Raw genomic sequence first — 23,792 nt, 5'->3', positions numbered from 1 at the left:
AAATACTGAATCAAGCAGACGGAGGAACCCATGACGTTACAAGTCGACATTCGAAAGCTGAGTTTCATCAACGAAATGGCGAAAGTCGGGACGAACGGCGTTGCCGACAACATGAGTAAGCTGACGGGCGAGAACGCCCAGATGGAGGTAACGAAGACGAACTTCGTCGACGTCGACGACATCAAGTCCCAGGTCGATCCCGGGAATCGTATCGGCGTTCGCGTCCGATTACTCGACCCGCCACACGGCCACATCCTCATCCTCTTCCCCGAAGAGAGCGCGAAGAAGATTACTGCAATCATGCTTCGTGACGTCGTCGACGACATGTCGGACGTCTCGAGCAAGATGGCACGCAGCGCCGTCGAGGAGATGGGAACGATGATGTCGAGTGGCTTTATCGACGGTTGGGCCGACGTGTTGGGTCGAGCGATCGATATCGCCGCCCCACAACTCGTCTACGCACCGACTGGAGAAATCGTTACGCGAACTGCCGGGCTCGGTGGCGACGACCTTGCGTTGTTCTTCGATTCAGACCTGACCGTGCCGAGCTATCAGATCGAGGCGGAGATCTACGCGTTCCCCGACCTCGAGGAGTTCGTCGAAATGGTCAACGCGATGGAAGTGCAATCGGCATGAGACTCGACGTCAACGCACTCGGGACCTTTTATGAAATGGCCCGAGAAGGAGCTGGACTCGCCGCGGGTCGACTGACACACATGACCGGTGTCGAGACGAAAGTGGGCGTGACGAAGCTAAATTTCATGCGCGGTAGAGAGATTCGTCGCGATTTCGAGGACTCGACGGAAAAAGTCGCCGTCCGCGTCAAACTCACCGGAACGATCGACGGCTACTCGATGGTCGTGTTTGAACGAGCGAACGCCCTTCGCGTCGTCGAAACGCTGATGGCGGAGTCGAATCGGGGCGGGGACATCAACGTCGACGACGAGTTCGACGAGATGACCGAAAGTGCCGTGACCGAGGTCGGCAACATCATGAACAGCGGGTTCATCGACGGTTGGGCCGATGTCTTGGAAACGGTTATCGACGTGTCGACGCCCGAATTCGTCGAGGGCGAAACGGCGGAGCCCTTCTTCGACGATATCGACGATGCACCAGCAGCGGACGACTTCGCGTTGCTCTTCCAGAGCCAGATCGAAACCGTCGGCAGCGAAATCGGCTTCAGCCACTACCTGTTCCCAAAACGGGAATCGATGGCCGCCCTCCTCTCACAGCTTCGGACGACCGGCGGGATCGAGTACGACAAACTCGACGGCTTCGACCGAATGGCCGAACAGGGCGCAGAAGAAATCGCGAAAACGGCGACGACGCTGACCGGTATCGAGACGAGCATCGAAATCCGCCGGCTCAACTTCGTCTCCCTCGAGGCGATTCCCGAGCAAGTCGCCGAGGAGAAACTGGTGGGCGTCGCCTTCGAATTCGACGGACTACCTAGTGGCTATCTCCTCTTCTTGTTCGACGAAGACTCCGCACAGGAGATCGTCGATGCGATGGTCCCGATGGAACTCGACGAAGACGGCTTCGGCGAGATGGGCACGAGCGCCATCAAAGAACTCGGAAACATCATGGCGAGTGGCTTCCTCGACGGCTGGGCCAACGTATTGGATACGACGATCGACCACTCCACCCCCGAGTTCATCCACGATATGGGGGCTGCAGCGGTCGATCCCGTCATTATCCAGTTAGGCGAGAACCAGGAGTTCGCGTTCGTCTTCGACACCGTCGTCGTCGCCGACGGGCGAGAGTTCGACTGTGACGTCTACGCGATTCCGGACGAGGACGACCTCGAGCGAGCACTGAACGATCTGGATATCGATCGAATCGAAGAGACGCCGACGACTGCTGAATTTCAGGATATCGAGAACGCATGAAGACCTATGGAACAGAACCGGGCGCGCCAACACCCGTCCAGGTCGGAATCTCCGAACTGGTCGTCAGCGACGGCGACGACACGCTCAAATCCTACGGACTCGGCTCGTGTCTCGCAGTCGCGTTGTACGATCCGGACACCGCGATCGGCGGATTAGCACACGTGATGTTGCCCGATGGTGACGCCGCCGAAAATAGCGACCGAAAACCAGGAAAGTACGCCGACACCGCAATCCGTGCACTACTCCGACGAATGGTCGAGCAAGGTGCAAGCTACACGACCGTCGAAGCAAAAATCGCCGGCGGCAGCGATATGTTCGAGTTCGAGAGCTTCGGCGAGGGCGTCGGTCAGCGAAACGTCACCGCAGCAAAAGAAGAACTCGAGAAACTCGGCGTCCCCATACTCGCCGAAGACGTCGGTGGCGAGTACGGGCGGACCGTCGAGTTCGAACTCGAGACGGGAACGCTCGTCGTTCGGACGGCCGACGACCGCGCCGAAAACGGAGTGACGAAACTGTGAGTGACGAGGCGTTCGAAGCCCTCCTTTCGTACGTCGAGTCTGAATTATCGTTTGCAACCAGCCACTACAACGACAGTTATCTCGACCGACGGGTTTCCTCGCGAATGCGCCGAACACAGAGCGAAAACTACGCCGAGTACTACGAGACGCTTCGGGCCGATCCCGACGAGCAGGAGGCGTTGCTCGAGGCCCTGAGTATCAACGTGACCGGCTTTTTCCGGAATCCAGACGTCTGGGATGGGATCCGGGACGTACTGCGGTGCCTGAGTGCGAACAACGAAACCGTGTGGGTCTGGAGCGCCGCCTGTGCGGACGGCCGCGAACCCTACTCGGTCGCGATGCTCGCTCACGATGACCCCCAGATCGACGAATCGTCGCTTCGAATCGTCGGGACGGACATCAGCGAACCAGCACTGAAAACGGCTCGAAACGGCATCTACGAGGAGTCTCGAACGGTCGATTTCGACGACCAACTCTCGTTTCTCGACGACGCCAGCCCGTACGTCGACCGAGACAACCGAACGTATCGCATCGACGAGTCGATCAAACGAAGCGTCTCGTTCGAGCGCCACGACCTCATCAACGACGAACCGAAAACGGGGTTCGACCTCGTCATCTGTCGGAATCTGTTTATCTACATCGACAACGAGTACAAACAGCCGATGTTGCGAACGATCGCTCGATCGCTTCGTCAGGATGGCTTCCTCGTAATCGGGAAAGCGGAGACCATCCCGCCGACGCTCAAATCCGCATTTTCAGTTCGTGACGCGCGACTCCGAATCTACCACCGCGAGCCACTCGAGACGAATACGCTCGCTCGAGAGCAACCGGAGTCGAACTCCTAACCCCGTCGGATTTCGGGCGACAGCGAAACACTTCGAGTCATCCAGTTCCTGAAACACACAGTTGCTTACATATCGATGGGGCGAATAGTCGTCTGCGATGAGTGCACTCGACCTCGAGTCGTTCGTCGAACGGACCCAGGCGGTCGTCGACGCCACGTCCCCTGCGACCATCGGCGAAACGAGGGCCTGGCTCGTCGAACCCCTCCTCGAGGCGCTCGGTTGGGACGTTCACGAAGCGTCGTGTCGGACGAACAGAGCGGTCGACGGAACCCATTTCGAGTACGTCTGTACGATCGACGGCATCCCCGCGTTGCTCGTCGCAACCGAATCCTTCGACGACACACTCGAGAAGTCACGCGCCGCGTCGCTCGTCGAGACGATGGCGTGGACGGGCATCGACCGAACGATCTATACTAACGGTCGGGATCTGCTCCTTCTCGCTGGCACTACCGAAATCGACCGATTGGTGTGTGACTATTCGGAACTGACGGCCTACGAGTCAGCGCTCGAGCACTACACGCGAGTCCAACTCGAGGAACGTCTCGAGACAGACACGCGCGAACACGTCTCGAAACGACTCGCCATCGAGCGAGCGACACTTCTCGAGACGTTTTCCGACGAACTCGCGGCGGTCACGGGAAACGCTGCGGACCACACAGCAGAGTTCGAAGCTGCAACGGAACGGTTTCTCGACCAGCTTATCACCTCGTTTTCAGACGACACGAGCGCCGAGGCGGAACACGAGGACATCTCGCGCGACGTCTCGATGGAGTTCTCCGAGGGATCGGTTATCGGCGGTACGTCTACAGACGAAGCTAGTGCGTCGACATCCGAAGACGTGGACACGGACTCGAGGCCGGAATCCGATCCGGCCGGTAGCGAAAACGATCATCCCTCCACCGACCGGGACCAGGATGAAAGCCAGGAGTCGTCGTACGTCGTCCGTTTCTTCAACGAACGGGGCTCGATCGGAGCGATCGGTCACTCGAGTCCCGAAACGGCCCTCGTCGGAACCACGGAGTACCTCTTCGAACGCGGTCTCTCCGGCGTCACCGTTCCCTGGCATCCAGACGACGACGCCGACAAGGCCGTGTTGAACGCAAACGCGGTCCACCCCGACGGCACGCCGATGGAAACCCCACACCAGCTTTCGAACGGCCTCTACCTCGAGGCGAGTGGCGACGAAGAAACGCAGGCGACACGGATCGAAGAGTTAGTTTCTCGAGCAGGATTACGGGTGATGTTGAGCGGCGAGTGGACTCGAGAGTGAGCGCTCAAAAGAGAGTTTGAGACGCGTTTAGTACTCGAAGCCGACTTCGACGAGAGTGATGACGACATGGTCGACCTCTGAGCAGGTTCCAGTGAGTTCGCCATTTTCTTCGTTACCACTGAAATCGTTCGAGTCGAGGAAACTCTCCCATGCCCCACTGTACGCGGTATCGTCCTCAGATACGGATATCTTGACGTTTTCCTCGTCGTAGACCTTCGTATCACGATTGATTTCGGTTATCGTCACGCCTGTGCTGTCACTTGGGTTGATCGATTGGTCGTCTGCAGTGACTGATGCGAGTGTAATCGATGCACCTGAGTCACTACATCGCATCTGTGGCTGCTTGAGGTCTGTACTCCACTCTGATCTATCTTCGTCGGCTCGGACGAGTGCACCCCCTTCATAGGCGATGGTGTCACCGTGTGCGGTGTAGGAGAACTCACCCAGGTCGATCGTCGTGTCATCGCTGTCACTGTAGTTGTCAAACGGACTGTCCTCATCCTCGTCTACGATATCAATAGTTACTGCCGTCCCACCCTCATCGACGGCAATAGTCCCCTCACGCATCGTGAGTTCACCGTAGCGGTCGCTGACACCGCCGTATCGGAGCACGTCGTTGAAGTTATCGGTCAGCGACTCCATCGCTCGCTCGGCGTTGTTGAGCTGTTCGGTCTCCTGATAGTCGTTCATCGCCTGGAACCCCACCGTGTACAACAGGCCGACGGAGAGGAAGATAATCGAGAAGACGAGGATGAATCCGAGCACTTCCGACACACCTCGGTCAGTATCAGTGGGACTCGAGTCCGAACGGTGCGTTCGAGAACAATCGATCATCGGTCAGCCTCCGTAATCGAAATCTCACCATTACTGTCGGTGCTGATCTCGATCGATCCACCGGCAACCCGGTCGCTGTCATCGATTGCATCTTCATCAGCGGCAACCGGAACGTGAACCGTCACGTCCACCTCGTGGGCTGCTAACTCGAGGCATGCTCCATCGTCGATGAGCGGCGCGTCTGTGGATTCACAGTCGTCGTATAACTCGACCGTGTACTGCGAATTCGAGACGCTGGATGGATGATCGGCAACGATCGTCGCTGAATCATCATCTTCCGACGCGATTTGATCGACGTTGTCGATTTCGCCGGCAAGTCGTTCGCCGACGGTCTCGAGTGAGGTTTCCGTCGACCGTTCGGTTTCCGCCTCGAGCATCGCACTCGCACCCATCATCAACATCGCGATGAGGATCGTCGTAATTCCGATCGTTAGCACGTGCGTCAGTGCGGCCGTGAGCCCACGATCACGCTCGTGATTGGGGCCGATCATGATTCCTCCGGACACTGATCAGCCGTGTCTGTGATATTTCGAGTCTGGCTGTAACTTAGATCCGCAGAGTCGTAGGTTATCGTAACGTTTGCAGATGACTCATCGGAATTTATCACATCGACATTCACTACTGCCGAATTCGATTCAGCAGTCGAGTTTTGATATGAACTGGCGAATGAATCAGGATCACTATCATATACAATCGAACAGGCGACACCGTTCACAACCTCTTGCTCAACCTTATCCGCAGTCGCTGCACTCTGGCTCGTGTCACCGGCAGAAATCGTCTCTGTGAAGAGGACGCCGTTGAAGACGATGACGATGCCCAGAATGATGAACGCGAGCGTAATGGCCCCGATGAGGATGACCTGTCCGCGATCATTCGATTCGGTTACCATACGATCACCCGCACCTCGACGACGTTGTAAAGTGATTCGTCCTTATCCTGGTTTTCAATTGGTGCATCTTCCTCTTCATCTAAATTACCGTTATTAGCAGTCACTGACTGGTTGTTGTACAACGAAACAGTATAACTGGCCGAGACAGCGTTCGATGACGGAGAACCTTGATAGACTAACGACCGATTTTCTGTTTCATCAGACTCGTTACTGTAGTGGAGTTCAACGTTGTAGTTTTGCCCGCGTTCGTCGAATCTATCGTAGAGAATCTCACCGAGTTCAGACTCGTCACTGAAATTACCCGGACTGTACACGTTATTTCCGTGCGGGTCGACGAAGCTGTCGTCAGTTCCCTCGAAACCACCGTCTTCGTCCCAGTATCGCACCATCTGCGAGAGGGAGTTTTCATCCGTATCCTCCGCAGCGACAACCAACGCGTCCTGTGCTTCCTGTTGCATCTGTGACTGAACCGTCCGGTCTGCTGCACCGCCGGTCGTCGGCGTGATAACGACCGACTGGAGAGCCAGTAAAATCGCGACGAGGACGACCATCGCGCTGATGAACCCCTCGAGCGTGTAGGCCTGCCCGCGCTCCGTTGCGTTCGATTTTCGTTTCACGTTACCACACCCTCACGACGAGTCGACACGGGTCACAGTCTTTATCGGTTTCCGACACGGTTCGAGACGAACTGGCTGCCGACTGATCGTCGTAATCGTTCCCGGAGTCGGCGATGGTTTCCTGGTCCGTTTCGAATTCTTCGAGAGTCACGTTAACTCGGTCGTAGACGATGTCGTCGCTCTCACGGAGGCCAAATTCTCCGGCGAAATCCTCTTCGTCCGGGACATCCTCCTCCCAATCGAGTTCGTTACCGTCCTCCGAGTCGTTCACGATGTGATCCGCAATTCGATCTGCCTGTGCCGTCTGACCGCCGCTGGCCGAGGAGTCGAACGGCGTCAGGATCGTCGGTAGGAACGAGAAGACGAACGCGATGGCCAGAATGAACACGCCGATTCCGATCGCGAAATCCTGCGTGGTCTGGCCGCGATTTTGCAACGAAATCGAAACCGTCCGCTGTCGGCGGGTTCTCGAGCCATTCCGTTCAGTTCCTGTTCGATCTCGTCTCATCTCAGGCCACCATCGTCCACGCGATCAGTGCGACCGTTGCCAGCGAGACGGCGTACTTGATCCCGCTCAGCAGGTCAGCGTCTCGCATGTATCCACAGATGAATCCGGACATGATCGCCTGCAGCGTGACGGCGTGGAAGAACACCAGCGACAGCATCTGGATGTCGATCGCTTCGGTCATGTCCATGCCCTCCATGTCACCACCGCCGCCGCCACCCGCATCAGCATCGGCTTCGCCGCCCTCGAGACCGGCCATCGTCTCGATGAACTGCGTCTGGAGAATCGCCATGACGGCGAGGACGGTTAGGAACGTCATGACGATAATCACGACCTGCATCCGTGTCCGGGACTTTCGTTCGCGTTCGATATCGTCTTGATTCTCACTCGCCTGTGCTGCCGTTCGAAGCACGTCGGAGATCTGATTCGACGCTTCCTGTGCCTCGGTGATTAATCGCGTAATCCGGGCCAACCGCGGAATGTGGTACTTGTTGTTGAACTCGATGAGCGCCTGTTTGAGTCCCGTTCCGTAGTTGACTTTCGTGTGCATCATCTCGAACTCGCGAGCTAACTTCCCGCTCGTCGTATCGGAAACCGCTTTGAGCGACTCGAGTAAGGTCAATCCGGTGTCGTTCGAACTCGAGAGTTTTCGAAGGTCTTCCGAGAGTTGGCTCATGACCGAGTTTCGGTGACGGAAGTTCCACTCACGGAAGATGGCGAGTGGAATCCCCATGACGTACAGCGGGGCGTAGATGTAGATGAACGTCCCCCAGATCGGGTTGTCGAGCATTCCCTGCCAGGAAAGCGGTGCCGAACCAGTCATCATCGCGCCGGTGACGATCACCAGCGTGAGGGGGGCCGTCAACCCGAGCGTGTAGAGCGGGTTATCTCGGAAGAAAATGTGTGGCCGCTGGAGGATCTTCTTCGTCTCGTGGGTCCCCTCGCGTTTCTTGATGCGACTGAAGACGCTGTGTTCGCCGGTGAACTGCTCGACGAGCCCGAGGTCCAACAGTCCGTCATCGCGAGCAGTCTCGACTCGCTGACTGCCGCCGTCCATCTCGAGGTATCCATCGCCAGGTTCGTCCTGTTTGACCGTCGAAACCATTACCAGGAACCCAATTCCAGTCATCGGGATCAGCCCGTAAACGGTCATGAAGATCATCGAGTCCTCGACGTTTGCATCCGGGATCATCTGCATCGTGACCATGATGATGATCAACAACAGCGGAAACAGCGACAGCGTCATGTACATCTCGCCGAACAACTCGAGCGTCTCGAGGGTGATCTCCTGTTCTTGTTTGGAGGTCCGCAGGTGCTTTTCTTTCTTGTCCTCGAGGAAGCTCTCCATGTCACCGCCGCTGTTGACGATCGAGAGCATATCCGTCAGAAACTGCGAGAGTTCGTCACTCGGCGTCTCGAGTGCCTGTGTCCGGATCGCCGTTCGATAGTCGACGTCGAAGTACTCGGTCTCCTTGACGATGCTCTGGAACTCCTTTGCGACCTCTCCGTAGGTGTCGTCTGCTTCCGCCATCGCCTCGATGATCTCGAGTTGGTTGAGTCCGCCGACCGACAGGGCGTACATGAACGAGACGGAGTCGGTCAGCAACATGTTGATCTCGCGCTTACGAGTGGACGCTCGAGAGTACGGAATTGCGACCAGCGAACCGAACCCGAGTGCGAACCCGATCGACCCGAAAACGAGACCGGTTACGAAGACGAGCGCGGGGACCCGAAGCGTTTCGATGAGGTTGAGAACCGTTTCGCTCCCGACCGGAATACCGAGTAACTCGTCGATTTGAATGAGACCGGTTGCGAAGAGTCCGTAGCCGAGAACGAGTCCGAGGATCCACAACGCGAGGCCGCTGATGAATCCGATCCCGAGCGAGCGAGACAGGTACAACTCGACCGTATCGGTCATCCGGGACTGCGCGAGTTTTGTCTCGACGTCTTTGACGAACGTGCTGTCTTCGTCGAAGAGGCGCTCGTAGAGCGGATAGAACGCCTCTCCGAGGAGATCGGTTCCACCCGAAAGACTACCCGAGTCGCGGTTGCCACCGGTTTGGAGGCTCATGAGTCCGTCTCCTCGCTGTCGTCTGGCGTTGATTCGCCGTCAGTCGTCCGGTCGTCAGTCGTCTCGTGGTCGGGCGTGTCGTCATCAACAGCCGACTCATTGTCGTCGGCCGTCTCGTCATCGTCGACCGTCTTATCGTGAGAGAAAATCGAATCGTCCGTCTGCACCTGATCGGTCGAGTCGAAGAGTGAACCGTCGTCGTCTGCCGTCTCGTCGGTCTCGGAGAAGATCGAGTCAGTTTCGTCTTCGAAGAGCGACTCGGATTCAGCGGTGTCTTCGTCCGTCGCGATAGTTGCCGCCGACTCGTCACCTGAGCCAGCGAGACGGTGCGTATCCTCCGTCTTCGCCGCCGACTCGTTCCCCCCAGTATCGACAGCTTCGGCGTTGGCTGTCTCCTCGAGCGGTGAACCCTCGTCAGTGTCCGCTTCGTCGACGTTCCCCTCTGACTGGCTGGCCGTGTTATCGTCAGCGTCCCTATCTTCGAGAGCAGTCGTCGATTCTCCATCCCCAACATCGTCTTCTTCACTCGAGTCTGGCGGTGCAGCGGGTATCGCTTCGTCGCCACTGGTCTCGCCTGACGACGCGGCCTCTGTGGGACCGCCAGCCGTCGGTTCAGGCGAAGACGACGGGTCATCCTCGTCGTTTTCCGTCGCCTCGTCTTGGTCATCATCCGACGCGTCGCCTAGTTCGATCGTCGGTGGTTCCACACTCTCGGTCTCGTCCGTCCCCGAATCACCTAATTCGATCGTTGGAGGGTCCGCACGTTCCGTTTCGTCTGTCTCCGAGTCGTCCAGTTCGATCGTTGGTGGATCGGCATTCGCCGCCTCGCCTAAATCGGACTCGTCGGCCTCGGTCGTTGGGGAGTCAACGCTCACCGATTCGTCCGATTCAGTTGCCGACGGTCCACTCGTCGTCGATGGTGACTCGACGCCCGCCGAGTCTTCAGATTGCGCGTTCGAAATAGCCGTCTCGACGTCAGTCGTTGAACTGCCTGCGTCGGTGCTCATCGCTGAGTCGTTCCCGTCGGGATCGAAAATCGACTCGAAATCCCCGTCGGGAAACAGTGACTCGGTGTCGAGATCGTCCGCCGACGGTTCGGCCTCGAGCGAGTTCGATTCGGGCGGTGAATCGGTCGACTCGAGTTGATCGATCGTCTCTCCCATATCGTCGAACAGGCCGCCGAGATCGTCTTCGTCGGGATCGTCCGACGGGAATATCGTCGCCGATTCGTTTTGATCCGACACCGTTGGGGTCGACGCCGACTCACCAGCCTCCGCCGACGGTTGCTCCGAAGCAGTTCCTGCGGACGGTGAATCGGCTGTCGTTTGGGCTGTACTCTGTCGTTGGTTGGAATCGCTCGGGGCCTCCCGACTCGAGGAAGCAGACCCGTCGGCTGTCGTATCGACTTCGCCGGAAGCGCCGATTTCGAACCCGGTGTCATCGCTGAGCCAGGCCGGTTCGCGTTCGCCATCCGCTGTCTCGACACCGAACGCGCTCGAGCCGTCGTCGAGTTCCCACTCGTTTTCGTCGACGGCACCGTCGGCGCTCTCCTCGAAGTCGAAGGCGTCACCATCGCCCTGTTCGACATCGATTGGTTCTTCGTCCTCGATGTTGCCGAGTGCACTCGCGAGACCGCTCGGTACTTTCCCGCGATACTCTTCGAACAGCGATTCTTCGGCGCGCTCGAGGATGTCCATCGAGAGGTTGTACGTTTCGCTGCTCGCATCCGGTCGCGGAACGAGTTCTTCTTTCTCCTGGTCGACGTCGATCAGGACGCTCTCCATCTCTCGCAGGTCGGTGAGACTCTCCTCGAGTTGCCCGTTTGCGATGAGCGTGAGAATCGTATCGGGGTCGTTGATGAACGCCTGTGCGGTCGCCGCCACCTCCGCGTACGTGTTGAGACCGTTTTTGATGAGATAGGCGAGGATAACTTCGCGCTTGAACAGTTCTTCCTGGAGTTTCTCGTTGCTCCACCCGCGATCGAACTGGATCTCGTCGAGGGTGTTCGAGTCACCCATCTTGAGGTACTCGTCCGTCTCCGCTTGCCACTGGTAGACGTCCTGAACGTTGATCTCGTCGTGTTCGGCCTCGTAGTGGTTGATCTCCGTCAGCGACTTGTTCCGGCGAACTTTCCGACCCTGTACCCGCGTCTGGGTCTGAATCGAAACCAGATCCAACGCGGTGAACATCGTCTTCGAGACGTTGATCGGGTCCGTCGTGAAACGCTTCAGGACCTCGTCGACGGAGTCCGCGTGGAACGTGGTGTAGGTGGTGTGGCCCGTCGACATGACCTGGAAGAGCGTCCGTCCTTCCTCACCACGGATCTCACCCATCACGATGTAATCGGGACGCTGTCGGAGCGCGGCTTCCAGCAAGTCGAACTCGTCGACGTCACCCTGTTCGTCGTCGGAGAACGAGGGACGCGTAACGCTCGCGATCCAGTTTCGCTGTGGCAGTTCGACCTCGCGGGTGTCCTCGATGGAGACGATTTTCGCGCTGCTCGGAATGAACAGCGAGACGGCGTTCAGGGAGGTCGTCTTCCCCGATGCCGTACCACCGGCGAAGATCAGACTCTTGTGGTTCTCGATGGCGAGCCAGAGGAACGCCATCTCGTCGAGCGAGAAGGTGTTCCAGTTGATCAAGTCGATCGGGGTGAACGGCACGTCCTTGAACTGACGGATCGTGTAATTCGTCCCGTGATCCGACACTTCTTGGCCGAGCGTGAGCTGGGCACGAGAGCCGTCGGGCAGTGTTGCGTCGACCTGTGGCAGCCGTTTACTGATCCCTTTGCCCGAGCGTTGAGCGAGTTTGACGACGAAATCGTCGAGTTCGTCGTCGCCGTGGTAGATGTTCGAAATGATCTGTTCGTACTCGGAGTGGTAAACGAAGACGGGGGAGTTGTACCCGTCACACGAAACGTCCTCCACGTTGATGTCGTGTTTGATGCCGTCGATACGCTCGTATCCGATGAAGTTTCGCTTGAGTTGATAGAGTAACTTCTCGACTTGATACTCGTTGAGCGTATCCGGATCGTCAGCGAGAATCGCCGGTTCGGGGCGAACCTCGATGCCCTCGAGTTGCGTCGTTTCGGGGTCGCTCATCGGCTCCAGTTCCCCTTCGGACGCCGATTCGTCCGTGCCGACCTCGGCAGAACCGTCCCCGTCGGATTCGTCGGATTCGTCGGACTCGTCGGACTCGTTGGACTCGTCGTCGAGGATGTTCTGGAGATTCTGGATATTCTGTAGGTCCCCCAAACTCTGGAACGTCTCGAGAATGCTCTGTTGTGTGCCACCTCCCGTCTTCTCGAAGAGGTCGTATCGTTTCAACAGGCGACGCGCCTCGTCTTCGATGACGACTCGGCGACCGTCTTCGGTCGCTTTCTCTTTGATCCCGTCGTCAGAGTACTTGATTGCCGTTCTGAGTTTACCCGAGAGGAACTCCTGTAGTTCCAACTCGATCTCGTTCAGATACGGCTCGACCATGTAGTATTTCTTCTCGTTTTCCTTCTCGGAGTGGAAGATGACGACGTAAGCGTAGGGCTTGTTGACCCAGTAACGTTCGACCTCCCGGAAGTGGGTCTTCTTGTCCATCGGGACGGCCTTCTCGAGGTCGTAGCGATTCGAAACGGTCGTATGCCCGTCGACGCTCGAGAAGAAGTCGTCCTCGTCGATTTCGTCTTGGATGTTGACCGTCCGTTCCTCGACGAGTTCGTCGAGTTCCATCGCGGCCTCGTCACCAGCGAACAACCGCTGCTCGAGTGTCTCGGGATCGAAGCCGAGTGCCTCCTCTTTATCGTGGCGGACGATCTCGCCGTCGCCGTCGCGCGGGCGGGAACCATCGTCGTCGTAGTAGTACTCCCACTTGTAGTGTTCCCACGTCCAGACGTCTTTGGTGACCGGCGTCGTCTCCGGGTCGACGTACTCGAGAAAAATGTCCTGGAGGACGTCGGCGTTGTCGCCGGCGACGGGCATCGTTTCCGAGCGGAGGTCGTCCGGGTGGATTCCGAGATACGCTGTGGGGTCGAAGTCGACGCGATCCCAGTCCGCGCCGGTCGGAACCGTCTGCGATTCGTCGGTGTCGAGTCCGAGTTGCTCGTCACCCGTGGGTTCGTCGGGGTACAGTGTCGATACCTCAGTCCCGTACCCGTATTCGATCATGAAATCCTCCCACGTGTACTCGCCGACGCGAGCACTGGGATTCGCGTCTGCATCAGCACCCGACTCGAGATCGGATTCCTCTCTCTCAGAAAAGTCCCCGGAATCCGATTGGTCGGCGTCGTCAATAGCCATTAGCTTCATCCAAACTCTCACCCTTCAAAAAATTCATCCACACAGTACCATATCTGATAATTACACAGACAGCCCCGAGTTTCTGTATTCTCGATTTCTGTAGGTCCGTAATCGTAGCGTTCTGTGAGAGATAACAGGGATGGGACGATATGTGGTCACGACCAACTCTCTACGGACGTGTCATAATATCTATCGATCTGCTTGGATAGACTCCGTCACAACGACTGCAACCGTCGCTGGGTCACGACGAGTGAGAGCGACGCGGTAGCGAGAACACGAACTCGTAACCGTTCACAGACGGCGTTTTGTCAACGTACACATTGCTGAACGTTCCCAGTGGTACCAATCACACCAACGCGTGGCGGTCCAGTGTGGAGGAGCCCCATTCACCACGAGCGGGGTATCTAGCCAATCGTGCCACCGACCGCTCGGAAGACGTTGGCTCGTTGCTCGAGTAGGGGTACTCGAGGGATCGACTTCCCGTTCCCGTGGGTTGTGAGGTGTACGGGCAAGAGAGACGAACGTCGGCTCGCGACCGCGGCGGGCGTGGCGGGATTCAAATTACCAGCCTTCGTTCGCTGTTGCTCGCTCGTTCCGTCGTTCAAGAATCCCGCAGTGCGGTCATCACTGCTCGCCTATGCTCGCAGTAGATGACGGGCGTGGCGGGATTCGAACCACGGTCGTTTCGCGATGCTTCACTCCCTGATTCGAACCCCGCAGTGTCGTTCACATTGCTCACTGTCGTTCGCAGGTGAACGGACGTGGCGGGATTCGAACCGAAACCAGACGTGCTCGCTCACTTCGTTCGCTGTGCGCGACTGGTAGGGTTCGAATCCGTGCCCGTCCGCTTCTCACGTTCGTTCGTCGCGGACGGGCGTGGCGGGATTCGAACCCACGATCAGAAGGTTAGGAACCTCCTGCCCTCTCCGCTAGGCCACACGCCCCTCGAGAAAAGAAATCGGTTAGCTGGATTCGGCTTCCGTCTCGGTTTCTTCGGTGACGGGCTCTGTGTCGACGAAGTCCTCTTCTGCCTCGTTGATTTCCTCGCTGTACTCCTCTTCGAACTCCTCGTCGGTGCCGTCGAACTCCTCTCGCATTTCCTCGAGTTCCGATTCGACCTTTTCACGCCCTTTCTGGAATTCGCCCATCGCCTCCCCCGTCGAGCGGGCGAGCTTCGGGATCTTGTTTGCCCCGAAGAGCAAAATGGCGATGAAAAGGATGATCAGGAGTTCCGGACCCCCTGGGATAGGGGCGAACAGCGGTGCGATTTCGACTACCATCTCTATGCGTGGCTTATCCGCTGGCAATTATAACCTTTTTGGACCGCACAGTAAAACGGGACTCCACGAACGTCCGTTTCAGCGGGACCTCCGAGCTAATTACACCTGCGTCACTCGAGAATGTATTATCGCATCCGTGTGATCGACGAGGGAGTAACTCGCTGTAATGGTGATACGTGTCCGCTCTAGTATGTGCGTGTCTCCCGATCACTCCCTGCGATCGGAGCGTCCGAGGAGACGATCTCGGTGGGGTAGTGGTTCCGCGAACGAAACTGTCTTTCCCAGTTATCCGCAACTACCCACTGATGCCTGAAATCGGAGACACAGCACCAGACTTTACCGCACCGCTCGCAACTGGCGACGTCGAGTCCATCACGCTCTCAGAGCGCCTCGAGGACGGCGCGCCGATCGTACTCGCGTTCTTCCCGGGCGCGTTCACCGGCGTCTGTACGACCGAGATGTGTACGTTCCAAGACCGTCTCGCGTCGTTCAACGACCTCGACGCGAGCGTCTACGGCGTCAGCCGAGACTCGCCGTTCGCGCTCAACGAGTTCCGCGAGCAAAACGGCCTCGAGTTCGGCCTGATCAGTGACTTCAACCAGGAGATCATCGACGACTACGGAATCGCGATGGACTTCGCCGACCTCGGCGTCTACGGCGTCGCAAAGCGCTCGGTCTTCGTCGTCGACGCCGACGGCGAAATCGCCTACTCGTGGGTCAGCGACGACCCCGGCGTCGAACCCGACTACGACGAAGTCGAAGCCGCCGTCGAAGACGCTGCGTAAGGGCCACTAACGCGAGAGGGACTGGCGATCGACTGCACGACCCGATTGCCGTAGGGCTTTTTTAGTCGGCTATCGACGTTCCCGTATGAGCGATTCTGCTGGCGACGACGCATCGCGTCGTGTCTACCGTCCTGATGTGGACCATCACTTTCCCGACGAGAAGTTGAACACCGTCCTCGAGTTCCTCGACGACGACGAAGAGATTGAAGCCTACCTCGAGGCCCAGAACGTCAACGCGGTCGATCGAATGCGCTACAACGACCACGGCACGAAACACATCGAGATCGTCCGTAATCGGGCGCTGTGTCTCTACGATCTGCTCAAAGCAGGCACCGTCGATTTCAACGGCGCGCGCCAGCAGGGATTGGCCGAGGAAGACGAGTCGGTCATCATCGCACTCGCCGCGACCCTCCACGACATCGGACACGTCGTCCACCGCGACGAGCACGCGTTTTACTCGATTCCGCTGGCTGCCGACGTCCTCGATCGAGTCCTCCCCGAGTTCTACGACGTCGCCGAGACGGTCCGGATGAAGGGCGAAATCCTCCACGCCATCCTCTGTCACCATCGAACCGAGACGCCGCTGACGACGGAGGCGGGCGTCATCCGCGTCGCCGACGCCCTCGACATGGAACGCGGACGCTCGCGCATCCCCTACGAACACGGCGGGCGCGGCATCAACACCCTCTCGAGTCAGGCGATCAATCAAGTCACCTTACAGGAGGGCGATAGCAGCCCGGTAATGGTCGAAATCGCCATGACGAACGCCGCCGGCGTCTACCAGGTCGATAATCTCCTCAAGGCGAAGCTAGAGGGCTCCGGCCTCGAGGAACAGATTCGGATCGTCGCCGTCAACACGAACGAAAATCGCGAGCAGTTAGTCGAGCGAATCGAACTGTAACGCTCCAGCGGTCACCCTCACCGATTAGGTGAGTTGGTATCCGGATTCCGTCCGCTCGAGGTGACCTCGGTTTCGAAGGGTGCCGATAATCGAGAGCGCCGTTCCTTTCTTGAGTTCGAGATCCGCACAGAGCGCTTCGGTCGTCGTCCCACCGACAGCACCGATGTACAGATAGATCAGTTTCGCTCGAGGTGACTCGAGGTCGTCGGGCACCGCGACGCTGTGTCGGGATTTGTCGTGTCGTTGCATACGAAACTGGCTCGGTTTCGACAATAATAAATCTACGTGTCGACGATAGTCGAAATATCAGAGACGGCTTCGGGTTGTTCGGGCACACGTGACAGATATTGATACTATTCCGTCGGAAGTCAGCAGATTTTCCTTCCTCCCATCCCGTGTCTCGATATGAATTACGAACTCGTCTTGGTAGGTCTCCTTACAGGAGCGATCACCGGTGCGTTTTTCGCCCTCGTCGATGTGCCGATCCCTGCACCACCAGAATTGCCCGGATTGATGGGTATCGTTGGGATCTATCTCGGGTACAAACTCGTCGAGGCCACGGACGTGAGCACGGATATCGCTGGCTGGCTTGGACTCTAAACAGTTGCGACGGTTCGTCGGTTGACGAAGTTGGGGTCGTCAAGGGTCGATGTCGAGATCGGCTGCGAACTCGCGGGCCCGCTCGCGGATCGATTCGGCGTCTGCGACCAACACGTCGCCGTCTCGCACGAGCACGTCACCGTCGACCATCGTAAACTGCACGTCATCGCCGCGAGCCGCGAAGACGAGGTGGGAATGTACGTCGTGAATCGGCGTTCCGCGCGTCACGTCGGTCTCGAGGCCGATGATGTCTGCCTTCCACCCTTCGCGAAGCGCACCGACGCGCTCGAAGCCGGCCGCCTTCGCGCCGTTTATCGTCGCCATCTCGAACACCGTCTTCGCGGGAAGGGCCTGAGGCTCGAGACGGTCAACCTTCTGGAGGAGCGAGGCCTGGCGCATCTCCGTGAACGGATCGAGCGTGTTGTTACACGGCGGGCCGTCGTTACCCAGCGCGACGTTGATTCCGCGCTCGAGGTAGTCGTCGACGGGTGCGACGCCGCTCGCGAGCTTCATGTTCGACGACGGACAGTAAGTCACGTGCGTCCCCGTCTCGGCGAGCACCTCGCGCTCGCTGTCGTCGGTCCAGACGCAGTGTGCCAAAACGACGTCCTCCCCGGTCAACCCGACCTCGTCGAGCCAGTGGATGTTTCGTTTGCCCGTTTCGTCCTCGACCGTCGCGACCTCGTCGCGGTTCTCGCTCGCGTGGGTGTGAATCGTCACGCCGTCGTAGGCGTCTGCAAGTTCTCTCGTCTCTCGAAGGCACGTCTCGGTACAGCTAACGGCGAATCGCGGCGTCAGCGCGTATCGAATTCGGCCGTCCTCGACGCCGTGATAGCGGCGGATGAGCCGTTCGCTCTCCGCGAGCGCCTCGTCGGTCTCCTCGAGCAAGCCCGGCGGCGAATCCTTGTCCATCATCACCTTCCCGAGTCGCCCGCGGATGCCGAGTTCACGGGCCGCCTCGAAGGCCTCCCCGGCGTGAGAGACCGACAGGTGGTCGACGCACGTCGTCGTGCCGCTCTCGATCATCTCGAGGTAGCCCAGTTCCGCCGCGGCGCGCATCTCCTCGGCCGAGAGCGACGCCTCCATCGGCAAGACGTACTCGAAGAGCCACTCGAGCAACGCGGTGTCGTCGGCAATCCCGCGACCGAGACTCTGGACGGAGTGGACGTGCGCGCCCACCGTTCCCGGCGCGACGAGGTCGAGTGCGTGGTGTTCGTGCTCGGGATAAGACTCGAGACAGGTCGTTCGATCGTCGACGGCGACGATTCTGTCGTCCTCGACGACGATCGCGCCGTCGTGGAGTACGGTGTCAGCGTCGACGATAACCGTTCCCGACAACAACATATCGAAAGAGGATAACCAGTCGCGCCGCTTAGCTCTGTGGATCTCAGGACGAGCGGACCGACAGCGACGCCTTCGATAGTCCCCACGCGAGACAGATCAGGGACGCGAACGTGATGTAGCCGACGCCGAGTGGGAGGAATAGCAACGGCAGATAATCGGCGAAGAGGTATCCAGCGACGAGGAGTACTGGAATCAAGACGAGATTTATTCGGACGAATCGCTCGAGACCCATCTACCTCCTACAATCGGCAGAAAACACAAAGCTTTGCTGATCTCGAGTGGGGCGCCACATTGCAGTCGAGAATCGAACCGAGGGCGGTAATTGGCGTTAGTAGCTACGCACTTTCGGCTCGTAGGTCTTCTCCTCGCCCTCGAGGATCACCGGGCGATAGAAGATGTTCGGTTCGCCATCCTCCCAGGAGATGAGCGTGTGTTTGAGCCAGTTTTCGTCGTCACGCGTCTGGTTCTCCTGTCGCCAGTGTGCACCGCGGAACTCGTTTCGAACGAGTGCGCCGAGTGCGATCGTTTCGGCGACGTCGATCAGGTTTCGCGTCTCGATGGTCTGCTGGAGGTCGGTATTGAACGTCGTGGACGGATCATCGACGTAGACGTCCTGGTACTCTTCGCGACACTCCCGAATGAGTGTGAGCGCTTTCTTGACGCCCTCCTCGGTTCGGAAAACGTTGACGTAGTCGGTCATCGCGTTTTGGAGCTTCTGGCGGATTTCGGCGTGTTGGACGCCCGTATCCTTGTCCATCAGCGAGTCGACGTGTCCTCGAGCGTCTTCGACCGTCTGCTCGAGGACGCCGTCTGCGTCCGCCACGACGCCACCGTCGGAGCGGGCCTCCGACGAGGATCGCGAACCGTCGGTTCGCTCACCGCCGTCGGCAGCGACGTCGTCCGTGGTCCCGAGGCCGGCAGCACCGGGCTGGACTGGGAGTTCGGTGTCGGTCTCGTCTTCGACGTCGTCGCCGTAACCGGTCCGGATCTCCGGTTCGCCGAGATCCTTGCCAGCAGCGTGGTAGCCCGCGCGCTTGCCGAAGACGATGAGTTCCGGCAGCGCATTGCCACCGAGTCGGTTCCCGCCGTGGACGGAGACGCAGGCACATTCCCCCGCTGCGTAGAGGCCGTCGATACAGGTCTGGCCGTTCTCGTCGACCTCGATGCCGCCCATCGCGTAGTGTTGGCCGGGCTTGACTGGCATCGGCTCGATGAGGCCGTCGACGCCTTCGAAGTCCTCTGCCAGGTGCAGGATGTTCTCGAGGCGGTCGAGAATACGCTCTTCGCCGAGGTGGCGCATGTCGAGGTGGACGTACTCGTCCTCGACGCCGCGGCCCTCCTGCACTTCGGTGAGTTCCGCACGCGCGACGACGTCACGGGAAGCGAGTTCGCCGGAGTTGTTCGCGTATCCGTGCTCGAACATGAATCGCTCGCCGTCGTTATTGTAGAGGATGCCACCTTCGCCACGGACACCCTCGCTGATGAGGACGCCGGTCGATGGCAGCGAGGTCGGGTGGAACTGGATGAACTCCATGTCCTCGAGTGGCGCGCCCGCACGGTAGGCCATCGCGTGACCGTCGCCGGTACAGGAGACCGCGTTGGTGGTGTGATCGAAGGCCTGTCCGGGACCGCCGGTTGCGAGGACGACACCGTCGTTCGCCTTGAAGCCCTCAATGTTGCCCGTCTGCACGTCGTAGGCGACGATGCCGTGGCAGTCGCGTTCGTTCGGATCGTCTTCGTCGCTGACGGCGAGGTCCATGACGTACCACTCGTCGTAGACCTGAATGCCGCGTTTGACGACCTGCTCGTACATAACGTGCAGGAGGTGGTGGCCGGTTTCGGCACCCGCGTAGGTCGTCCGCGGGTACGAAAGCCCACCGAAGGGACGCTGGGAGACGCGCCCGTCCTCTTCACGTGAAAACGGCATGCCCCAGTGCTCGAGTTTGATCGTGTCTTCTGGGGCGTCCTGTGCGAGGGTCTCGACTGCCGGCGCGTCGCCGAGGTAGTCCGAGCCCTTCATCGTGTCGTAGGCGTGGAGTTCCCAGTCGTCGCCTTCCTGCAGAGCGGCGTTGATCCCCCCTTCCGCTGCACCCGTATGGCTGCGAACCGGGTGGAGTTTCGAGACCAGTGCGACGTCCGCACCCGCCTCGTCCGCTGCGACCGCAGCACGGAGGCCGGCACCGCCTGCGCCGACCACGATAACGTCGTGTTCGTACATATTACCAGAATTTCAGGTTTTTCTTGACTGCTTCCCGCTTGAGCTCCTGAATGTGCTCGGTGAGCGGGATATCTTTCGGACACACTTCCGTACAGGAGAACTGCGTCTGACAGCGCCAGACGCCGTGTTCTTGCTCGATGATCCGGAGTCGGTGTTCCTTGACATCCTCGGGTTCGCGGTTGTCCATCGCGAACCGGTAGGCCTTGTTGATCGCGGCCGGGCCGAGGTACTCGTTGTCCCCGGCTGCGATGTTACACGAGGACGCACACGCACCACACCAGATACACCGGGTGGACATCTTGACCTTCTCGCGGTTCTCCCGCGTCTGGCGCTGTTCTTCGAGGTCGCTCGAGTCCGGCGTCTCCTCGTTTTGGAAGTACGGCTCGACGGTGTGCATCTGGTCGTAGAAGTGATCCATGTCGACGACCAGGTCCTTGACGACCTCCTGGTGGGGCAGCGGCTCGATCCGAACCGGGTGCTCAAGGTCGGCCATCTGGGTCTTACAGCCCAGTCGTTGCTTGCCGTTGACGAAGAACGCGTCCGACCCACAGACGGCCTGTCGACAGGAGTGTCGGAAGGTCAGCGAGGAGTCGTAGTGGTCTCGGGCGTACATGACCGCGTCGAGGACGGTCATCCCCTTCTCGAAGGGGACGTGGAAGTCGTCGAAGCGCGGCTCCTGCTTGCCTTCGACTTCGGGATCGTATCGGAACACTTTGATGAGGACGGTCTCGCCCTCGAGTTCCGACTTGTCAGCCGTCGTCTGGTCGATCTCGCCGTCTTCTTTTTCCTTCTCGTCGACCGCCGATTCGGCCCCCCGCATTTCGGGGTCTTTCGGTGCTTCTTGACTCTCGGGTTGTTCGGGTTGTTGCGTACTCATACTTACCACCCCGCCATCTCGACTGCAACGTAGGTTCCCTGTGCGATGAGTGCCACACTCGCAATGACAAGCACTGCGAGGACGACTTTCTTCTGGGTTCCGGCGAGTCCTTGGTTGACCAGGGCGTTGTAGACGCCGTTGACGCCGTGGAAGGTCCCGGCGATGAGGAACAGGACCATCGTCAGGAAGTAGCCCACGTTCTCCATACGCGCTTGCGTTCCTGCGAACGTCACGTCCGCCGCGTGGTTTACGAAGTGCAAGAGGAAGAAGTGAAACGCGAGAACGATGACTAAGAATGCCGCCGTAACGCGCTGGAGGAGCCACGCAGTCCCACCAGGGGCGAACGAGGAGTACCGTTCCGCCATCAGATCGTCACCCCGTCCATGAAGGTTGGAACGCTCGCGATGGTAATGATCGCCGTCAACACCAGCGAGGCGTAGAAACTCTTGTCCTGTGCGTCGAGACCGACACCGAGGTCGACCATCAGCAGGCGAAGCCCGTTCAGGATGTGGAACACCGCGACGGCGAGCAGGCCGACCTCGAGGACGCGGATGATGAACAGCGACTCGAGGCCCTGAATGGTGTTCGTATACGCCTCAGGACTGGTTAACGCACTACTCAACACGGCGATGTGGGTGAACAGGTAGCCGATCAGCATCCACCCGGTGAACTTGTGGAAGATCCACGCCCACATGCCGGCTGAGAACTCCTTCCAGCGACCGAAGTCCTCGATGAGACCGCGATTGTAAGACTGACTCATACGCTCATGTTGTCCGTTAGACCGCGGGGGTATAGAAGTTACTTTTGTCGCTCTGAGGCTGTCCGCTCCGAGCCAGTTTGCCGACGACGAACTCGGTTATCGGCGAATCCGTAGTGTACGAGACTGGAACGCGTGTTACTACGGCCCTCGCGAAGACCAGACACACTATCCTAGGGGGAGTTAGTCGGCGGAATCGTCGTCGAAGTCCTCGCCGGTCGAGTGGAGTTCCGATCGGGAACTCGTCTCCGTTCGCTCGCGCTCGAGTGCAGTTCGAGTGACCTCCGAGAGGCCGACGAGGTGACACAGCGGATTACCCGGATAGACGACCGGGTTCTCGAGAACGCCGACGATGAGGCCGGTGAATGGAGCTTCGACGGAGACGATGTCGTCTTCTTCTTTGAACGGGTTGGTGATCGAACAGATAACCTCTCCCGCTCGAACGAACGCGCCGCGGCCGTGTTTCATGTCGACGATGCCGCCGGCGTCCGCGCGGAGCCACGTCTTCTCGTTCTCGTCGTCGATGACGGTTCGCCACCCGGGCCAGTGCACCGACGATTCTCTGTGGAGGCCGAACTCGGCGAGGACGCTCGCGACGCCGGTGAGTGCGCGGTCGATGAGTCGACGCTGGAAGCGGTGGGCTTTGCCCATCTCGACGGTGATCGTCGGCACGCCGGCCGCGGTGGCCTCGCGCCTGAGCGTACCCGAGGGACCTTCGCCGGCGATGATCACGTTGGAGCTAAACGCCCTCGCGAGGCGATTGACCAGACGGTCGTCGACCTTCGCCCTGACGTGGAGCATGTTCGTCCGGCCGCGCGTTGACGTGTGGAAGTCAATGCCGAGATCGCACGGCTCGATGAAGTTCGTGAAGATACGATGAGCCATTCGACGGGCGCTGGTCGAGCCCTCCCGGCCCGGAAACGAGCGGTTCAAATCGCGATCGTAAATCGGCAGGTAGCGTTCCTGTGCGAGGAAACCAGGAACGTTCATCACGGGGAGACAGACCAGCGTACCGTGAAGCTCCGAGTGGTCCCAGTCGTGAGCGACCTCCCGAACGACCTCGATTCCGTTGAGTTCGTCGCCGTGGGCCGCCGCCGAGAGGAAGACCGTCGGACCGGGCTGTTCGCCGTTGATGACCGTGACGGGAATTCTGACCGGGTCGCCGAGGTAGGTCTCGCTGATCCCGTAGCGGATGTTTGCCGTCTCGCCGGGATCGATCCGTCCGCCGTCGTAGGTAAACGCTTCGGCTAAGGGGTCGGAGTCGTCCCGAGTTGACCCGGCCTGCTCGTCGCTCATGAGAGTG

Annotated in this window: 24 protein-coding genes and 1 tRNA gene; 8 read left to right on the top strand and 17 right to left on the bottom strand. The window is 59.0% G+C overall.

Annotated elements, in window-relative coordinates:
* Nucleotides 1-30: 30 nt before the first annotated feature.
* The 5 genes from BB347_RS01845 (at nucleotide 31) to BB347_RS01825 (ending at nucleotide 4,522) form a co-directional block, all read left to right on the top strand.
* A complete protein-coding gene (locus BB347_RS01845; RefSeq protein WP_076578953.1) occupies nucleotides 31-636 on the top strand; it encodes a chemotaxis protein CheC in 606 nt (201 codons plus the stop codon).
* Nucleotides 633-1,889: a chemotaxis protein CheC gene (locus BB347_RS01840; RefSeq protein WP_076578955.1), complete on the top strand. Its 1,257-nt coding sequence runs from the start codon at nucleotides 633-635 to the stop codon at nucleotides 1,887-1,889. The genes BB347_RS01845 and BB347_RS01840 overlap by 4 nt, the downstream gene beginning before the upstream one ends.
* Complete coding sequence (locus BB347_RS01835; protein ID WP_076578957.1) at nucleotides 1,886-2,407, top strand: chemotaxis protein CheD; 522 nt, start codon at nucleotides 1,886-1,888, stop codon at nucleotides 2,405-2,407. The genes BB347_RS01840 and BB347_RS01835 overlap by 4 nt, the downstream gene beginning before the upstream one ends.
* Nucleotides 2,404-3,252 carry a CheR family methyltransferase gene (locus BB347_RS01830; protein ID WP_076578959.1) on the top strand — a complete coding sequence of 283 codons (849 nt, stop codon included), beginning with the start codon at nucleotides 2,404-2,406 and terminating at the stop codon, nucleotides 3,250-3,252. Before BB347_RS01835 ends, BB347_RS01830 begins: the two co-directional genes overlap by 4 nt.
* A 97-nt stretch (nucleotides 3,253-3,349) precedes the next feature.
* The gene (locus BB347_RS01825; protein WP_076578961.1) at nucleotides 3,350-4,522 is read left to right on the top strand and encodes a hypothetical protein; all 1,173 of its coding nucleotides are present in this window, start codon (nucleotides 3,350-3,352) and stop codon (nucleotides 4,520-4,522) included.
* A gap of 27 nt (nucleotides 4,523-4,549) precedes the next feature.
* Here BB347_RS01825 and BB347_RS01820 read toward each other — a convergent pair whose 3' ends face one another.
* From BB347_RS01820 to tatA, 9 genes are all read right to left on the bottom strand, one after another.
* Nucleotides 4,550-5,287, bottom strand: coding sequence for a DUF7289 family protein (locus BB347_RS01820; RefSeq protein ID WP_236995975.1), 738 nt, complete (start codon nucleotides 5,285-5,287; stop codon nucleotides 4,550-4,552).
* A gap of 65 nt (nucleotides 5,288-5,352) precedes the next feature.
* On the bottom strand, nucleotides 5,353-5,847 hold the full coding sequence (locus BB347_RS01815) for a DUF7266 family protein (protein WP_076578965.1): 495 nt from the start codon (nucleotides 5,845-5,847) through the stop codon (nucleotides 5,353-5,355).
* The gene (locus BB347_RS01810; RefSeq protein ID WP_076578967.1) at nucleotides 5,844-6,245 is read right to left on the bottom strand and encodes a hypothetical protein; all 402 of its coding nucleotides are present in this window, start codon (nucleotides 6,243-6,245) and stop codon (nucleotides 5,844-5,846) included. The genes BB347_RS01815 and BB347_RS01810 overlap by 4 nt, the downstream gene beginning before the upstream one ends.
* Nucleotides 6,239-6,796 (bottom strand): DUF7288 family protein, encoded by a 558-nt coding sequence (locus BB347_RS01805; protein WP_236995972.1) that lies wholly within the window; start codon nucleotides 6,794-6,796, stop codon nucleotides 6,239-6,241. Before BB347_RS01805 ends, BB347_RS01810 begins: the two co-directional genes overlap by 7 nt.
* A 67-nt stretch (nucleotides 6,797-6,863) precedes the next feature.
* Nucleotides 6,864-7,370 carry a DUF7287 family protein gene (locus tag BB347_RS01800; RefSeq protein ID WP_076578971.1) on the bottom strand — a complete coding sequence of 169 codons (507 nt, stop codon included), beginning with the start codon at nucleotides 7,368-7,370 and terminating at the stop codon, nucleotides 6,864-6,866.
* Between the two features lies 1 nt (nucleotide 7,371).
* A complete protein-coding gene (locus BB347_RS01795) occupies nucleotides 7,372-9,438 on the bottom strand; it encodes a type II secretion system F family protein (RefSeq protein ID WP_076578973.1) in 2,067 nt (688 codons plus the stop codon).
* Nucleotides 9,435-13,727 (bottom strand): ATPase, T2SS/T4P/T4SS family, encoded by a 4,293-nt coding sequence (locus BB347_RS01790; protein ID WP_076578975.1) that lies wholly within the window; start codon nucleotides 13,725-13,727, stop codon nucleotides 9,435-9,437. The genes BB347_RS01795 and BB347_RS01790 overlap by 4 nt, the downstream gene beginning before the upstream one ends.
* 871 nt (nucleotides 13,728-14,598) lie before the next feature.
* A tRNA-Arg gene (locus BB347_RS01785) sits at nucleotides 14,599-14,671 on the bottom strand.
* A gap of 18 nt (nucleotides 14,672-14,689) precedes the next feature.
* A complete protein-coding gene (tatA, locus tag BB347_RS01780) occupies nucleotides 14,690-15,007 on the bottom strand; it encodes a twin-arginine translocase TatA/TatE family subunit (protein ID WP_076578977.1) in 318 nt (105 codons plus the stop codon).
* A gap of 305 nt (nucleotides 15,008-15,312) precedes the next feature.
* On the opposite strand from tatA, the gene BB347_RS01775 reads away from it, so the two are divergent.
* Both BB347_RS01775 and BB347_RS01770 read left to right on the top strand, forming a co-directional pair.
* A complete protein-coding gene (locus BB347_RS01775; RefSeq protein WP_076578979.1) occupies nucleotides 15,313-15,792 on the top strand; it encodes a redoxin domain-containing protein in 480 nt (159 codons plus the stop codon).
* Nucleotides 15,793-15,877: 85 nt separating this feature from the next.
* On the top strand, nucleotides 15,878-16,693 hold the full coding sequence (locus BB347_RS01770; RefSeq protein WP_076578981.1) for an HD domain-containing protein: 816 nt from the start codon (nucleotides 15,878-15,880) through the stop codon (nucleotides 16,691-16,693).
* Nucleotides 16,694-16,717: 24 nt separating this feature from the next.
* Here BB347_RS01770 and BB347_RS01765 read toward each other — a convergent pair whose 3' ends face one another.
* The gene (locus tag BB347_RS01765; RefSeq protein WP_076578983.1) at nucleotides 16,718-16,942 is read right to left on the bottom strand and encodes a MarR family transcriptional regulator; all 225 of its coding nucleotides are present in this window, start codon (nucleotides 16,940-16,942) and stop codon (nucleotides 16,718-16,720) included.
* A 156-nt stretch (nucleotides 16,943-17,098) separates the two neighbouring features.
* Between BB347_RS01765 and BB347_RS01760 the strand changes: the two genes are divergently transcribed.
* Nucleotides 17,099-17,293, top strand: coding sequence for a XapX domain-containing protein (locus BB347_RS01760; RefSeq protein ID WP_076578985.1), 195 nt, complete (start codon nucleotides 17,099-17,101; stop codon nucleotides 17,291-17,293).
* 39 nt (nucleotides 17,294-17,332) lie between these two features.
* Here the strand turns inward: BB347_RS01760 and BB347_RS01755 are convergent, their stop codons facing one another.
* From BB347_RS01755 to BB347_RS01725, 7 genes are all read right to left on the bottom strand, one after another.
* Nucleotides 17,333-18,637: a 5'-deoxyadenosine deaminase gene (locus tag BB347_RS01755; protein WP_076578987.1), complete on the bottom strand. Its 1,305-nt coding sequence runs from the start codon at nucleotides 18,635-18,637 to the stop codon at nucleotides 17,333-17,335.
* 43 nt (nucleotides 18,638-18,680) lie between these two features.
* Nucleotides 18,681-18,869, bottom strand: a complete 189-nt coding sequence (locus BB347_RS01750) for a hypothetical protein (protein WP_076578989.1) — start codon at nucleotides 18,867-18,869, stop codon at nucleotides 18,681-18,683.
* Nucleotides 18,870-18,965: 96 nt separating this feature from the next.
* Complete coding sequence (locus BB347_RS01745; RefSeq protein ID WP_076578991.1) at nucleotides 18,966-20,855, bottom strand: FAD-binding protein; 1,890 nt, start codon at nucleotides 20,853-20,855, stop codon at nucleotides 18,966-18,968.
* A 1-nt stretch (nucleotide 20,856) separates the two neighbouring features.
* Nucleotides 20,857-21,732 carry a succinate dehydrogenase/fumarate reductase iron-sulfur subunit gene (locus BB347_RS01740; protein WP_076578993.1) on the bottom strand — a complete coding sequence of 292 codons (876 nt, stop codon included), beginning with the start codon at nucleotides 21,730-21,732 and terminating at the stop codon, nucleotides 20,857-20,859.
* 2 nt (nucleotides 21,733-21,734) lie between these two features.
* Nucleotides 21,735-22,097, bottom strand: coding sequence for a succinate dehydrogenase (locus BB347_RS01735; protein ID WP_076578995.1), 363 nt, complete (start codon nucleotides 22,095-22,097; stop codon nucleotides 21,735-21,737).
* Complete coding sequence (gene sdhC / locus BB347_RS01730) at nucleotides 22,097-22,492, bottom strand: succinate dehydrogenase, cytochrome b556 subunit (RefSeq protein ID WP_076578997.1); 396 nt, start codon at nucleotides 22,490-22,492, stop codon at nucleotides 22,097-22,099. The genes BB347_RS01735 and sdhC overlap by 1 nt, the downstream gene beginning before the upstream one ends.
* 180 nt (nucleotides 22,493-22,672) lie before the next feature.
* Nucleotides 22,673-23,785 (bottom strand): succinylglutamate desuccinylase/aspartoacylase family protein, encoded by a 1,113-nt coding sequence (locus tag BB347_RS01725; protein WP_076578999.1) that lies wholly within the window; start codon nucleotides 23,783-23,785, stop codon nucleotides 22,673-22,675.
* Between the last annotated feature and the right edge of the window lie 7 nt (nucleotides 23,786-23,792).

The sequence above is a fragment of the Natronorubrum daqingense genome (genome assembly GCF_001971705.1).
Classification (GTDB): domain Archaea; phylum Halobacteriota; class Halobacteria; order Halobacteriales; family Natrialbaceae; genus Natronorubrum; species Natronorubrum daqingense.
Note: the sequence above shows the minus strand (reverse complement) of the source record. Positions and strands in the feature narration are given on the sequence as shown.

What these genes read in the sequence shown, in the direction of transcription:
- BB347_RS01775 (WP_076578979.1), top strand. Translation starts at nt 15,313, where the DNA reads ATGCCTGAAATCGGAGACACAGCACCAGACTTTACCGCACCGCTCGCA.
- BB347_RS01840 (WP_076578955.1), top strand. Translation starts at nt 633, where the DNA reads ATGAGACTCGACGTCAACGCACTCGGGACCTTTTATGAAATGGCCCGA.
- BB347_RS01755 (WP_076578987.1), bottom strand. Translation starts at nt 18,637, where the DNA reads ATGTTGTTGTCGGGAACGGTTATCGTCGACGCTGACACCGTACTCCAC.
- tatA (WP_076578977.1), bottom strand. Translation starts at nt 15,007, where the DNA reads ATGGTAGTCGAAATCGCACCGCTGTTCGCCCCTATCCCAGGGGGTCCG.
- BB347_RS01740 (WP_076578993.1), bottom strand. Translation starts at nt 21,732, where the DNA reads ATGAGTACGCAACAACCCGAACAACCCGAGAGTCAAGAAGCACCGAAA.
- sdhC (WP_076578997.1), bottom strand. Translation starts at nt 22,492, where the DNA reads ATGAGTCAGTCTTACAATCGCGGTCTCATCGAGGACTTCGGTCGCTGG.
- BB347_RS01810 (WP_076578967.1), bottom strand. Translation starts at nt 6,245, where the DNA reads ATGGTAACCGAATCGAATGATCGCGGACAGGTCATCCTCATCGGGGCC.
- BB347_RS01800 (WP_076578971.1), bottom strand. Translation starts at nt 7,370, where the DNA reads ATGAGACGAGATCGAACAGGAACTGAACGGAATGGCTCGAGAACCCGC.
- BB347_RS01845 (WP_076578953.1), top strand. Translation starts at nt 31, where the DNA reads ATGACGTTACAAGTCGACATTCGAAAGCTGAGTTTCATCAACGAAATG.
- BB347_RS01725 (WP_076578999.1), bottom strand. Translation starts at nt 23,785, where the DNA reads ATGAGCGACGAGCAGGCCGGGTCAACTCGGGACGACTCCGACCCCTTA.
- BB347_RS01735 (WP_076578995.1), bottom strand. Translation starts at nt 22,097, where the DNA reads ATGGCGGAACGGTACTCCTCGTTCGCCCCTGGTGGGACTGCGTGGCTC.
- BB347_RS01815 (WP_076578965.1), bottom strand. Translation starts at nt 5,847, where the DNA reads ATGATCGGCCCCAATCACGAGCGTGATCGTGGGCTCACGGCCGCACTG.
- BB347_RS01795 (WP_076578973.1), bottom strand. Translation starts at nt 9,438, where the DNA reads ATGAGCCTCCAAACCGGTGGCAACCGCGACTCGGGTAGTCTTTCGGGT.
- BB347_RS01835 (WP_076578957.1), top strand. Translation starts at nt 1,886, where the DNA reads ATGAAGACCTATGGAACAGAACCGGGCGCGCCAACACCCGTCCAGGTC.
- BB347_RS01805 (WP_236995972.1), bottom strand. Translation starts at nt 6,796, where the DNA reads ATGGTCGTCCTCGTCGCGATTTTACTGGCTCTCCAGTCGGTCGTTATC.
- BB347_RS01770 (WP_076578981.1), top strand. Translation starts at nt 15,878, where the DNA reads ATGAGCGATTCTGCTGGCGACGACGCATCGCGTCGTGTCTACCGTCCT.
- BB347_RS01790 (WP_076578975.1), bottom strand. Translation starts at nt 13,727, where the DNA reads ATGGCTATTGACGACGCCGACCAATCGGATTCCGGGGACTTTTCTGAG.
- BB347_RS01750 (WP_076578989.1), bottom strand. Translation starts at nt 18,869, where the DNA reads ATGGGTCTCGAGCGATTCGTCCGAATAAATCTCGTCTTGATTCCAGTA.
- BB347_RS01745 (WP_076578991.1), bottom strand. Translation starts at nt 20,855, where the DNA reads ATGTACGAACACGACGTTATCGTGGTCGGCGCAGGCGGTGCCGGCCTC.
- BB347_RS01760 (WP_076578985.1), top strand. Translation starts at nt 17,099, where the DNA reads ATGAATTACGAACTCGTCTTGGTAGGTCTCCTTACAGGAGCGATCACC.
- BB347_RS01765 (WP_076578983.1), bottom strand. Translation starts at nt 16,942, where the DNA reads ATGCAACGACACGACAAATCCCGACACAGCGTCGCGGTGCCCGACGAC.
- BB347_RS01825 (WP_076578961.1), top strand. Translation starts at nt 3,350, where the DNA reads ATGAGTGCACTCGACCTCGAGTCGTTCGTCGAACGGACCCAGGCGGTC.